This window comes from Variovorax sp. DXTD-1 (assembly GCF_003984625.1).
Taxonomy (GTDB): domain Bacteria; phylum Pseudomonadota; class Gammaproteobacteria; order Burkholderiales; family Burkholderiaceae_C; genus Variovorax.
The window spans coordinates 1-1,565 of the sequence record NZ_RWKH01000058.1; the positions used below are offsets into that span (position 1 = coordinate 1).

The following is a 1,565-nucleotide window of genomic DNA, read 5'->3' on the forward strand; positions in this document are numbered from 1 at the left end:
GTACCAGGAGGTGGTCAGCCTGGACGAGCGCTCGCGCCGCTTTCTTGTCAAGCAGGGCCACATGTCTTCGGTGTGCCAGCTCGACCTGCGCGGCATGGACGATGCGCTGGCCGTCATTTCAGCTTCAACCGACAACATCGAGATCCTGCATGGCGTGCTGGACGCGAGCGCCAGGGCCGAAGGCATCGCCGTCAATGAGCTACGGCCCGAGCAATGGCTGCAGGACTTCTACGACCAGCGCAAGGGCAGCGGCAAGCGCGCGGCGTCCGCCGATCAGCCCGCCCAACGCGCGGGGCGCCCGCGCCTCATCGCATGACCGAACTCAAACCTCGTCAACCATCACTTCAATATTTCGGAGGTTCCATGAAACTGCGTACCCCTTTGGCCGCCCTCTCCCTCGCGCTGGGGATCGCCAGCCTCAGCACATCCGCACAAGCCCAGGCTCCAGACCCGTGCACGCTCTACCTGTGCATGGCCAGCATCTCCGGCCAAGGCTCCAAGCCGGCCAATTGCGCTGCCGCCACCGTCTACTGGGGGATGCCGCAATTGAGTGGTGGCCTCGCCGTGTATGACTACTATCCGGTCGTCCAATTCAATGCTCCAAGCTCCTATATGAATCGCAGGAGTTATATGAGCGGGTGCCGAGGCGCCACCGACACCCCGAACAACAGCAACATTTTCGAAGCCATCATGAATCAATGGGGCTATCAACAATACGCGCAGTAACAGCAATATTCCCGACGCCATCCTGAACCAATGGGGTCGCATCGAGAAAAGCGTCATAACAACAGCACCCACCCCGAACAACCATTCGACCCCGTCCGGACACGCACGATGCTGGCCTCACTGAACAAAAAGCTGCACCCCTACCTGCTGAGCTGGCGAGCAGAAATCGTTGCCGTCCTTTGCTGCACGGTGATCTACCAGCTCTTCATCCACCCCGAAACTCTTTCTCAATTTGCCGCAGATTCACTCGGTCGAGTTCTGATGATGCTTGGCTTGGCAGTGTTCGCAGTCCTGACGCTCTGGCTGTGGTGGCGCGTCAGCAGCAGGTTCTTTCGCTTTCTGCTCGCACCGCCGGTCAAAAACCCGGCAAGCCACAAAAACCACAAGAGCACCGAACGATGAATTCAGGCCCGCACCGTCTGCCGTACCACGACAACTATGCCCAAAGGAATCCCACCATGTCACAAGACGTTGAAGTCCGCCGCTCCCTGCCACGCAGTGCAATCCGTTGCGCTCTAGTCGCCGCGGCCTGGGTATTGATGGGTGCCGCCCATGCGCAAGTAGACGTCAAAGACAAGGACGCCGAAACATCCCTGGACAACATCGACTCGACCACTGGCGATATCAAGAAATCTGCCTCCGACATCCTCAGCCAGCTCAAGAACAGCACCCAGAACCTCGGCTTCGCCGCCACCCTGACGCCCAACAACAAGCTTCAGAAGATTGGCGATGTCTCCGGCTACATCTCCCAAGCCTGCCCCAGTTCCAGCGGCGGTGCAGTCGGGGGCGGTGCGGGCACCAGCAACCAGCCCCTCACCAGCCTGACCACCATCAGCGCA

At 59.9% G+C, this 1,565-nt stretch carries 3 protein-coding genes and 1 pseudogene; all 4 read left to right on the plus strand.

The genetic code is table 11. The annotated features are described in order from the left end of the window. A pseudogene (locus EJI00_RS24785) lies at positions 1-316 on the plus strand (hypothetical protein); the annotation flags it as partial. A 47-nt stretch (positions 317-363) separates the two neighbouring features. Next, positions 364-726, plus strand: a complete 363-nt coding sequence (locus EJI00_RS24790; protein WP_126750112.1) for a hypothetical protein — start codon at positions 364-366, stop codon at positions 724-726. Between the two features lie 108 nt (positions 727-834). Next, entirely contained in the window at positions 835-1,128 is a 294-nt protein-coding gene (locus EJI00_RS24795; protein WP_126750113.1) for a hypothetical protein, read from the plus strand. A 56-nt stretch (positions 1,129-1,184) separates the two neighbouring features. Then, positions 1,185-1,565, plus strand: a 381-nt coding sequence (locus tag EJI00_RS24800; RefSeq protein WP_148110659.1) for a hypothetical protein, incomplete at its 3' end; no start/stop codon positions are given.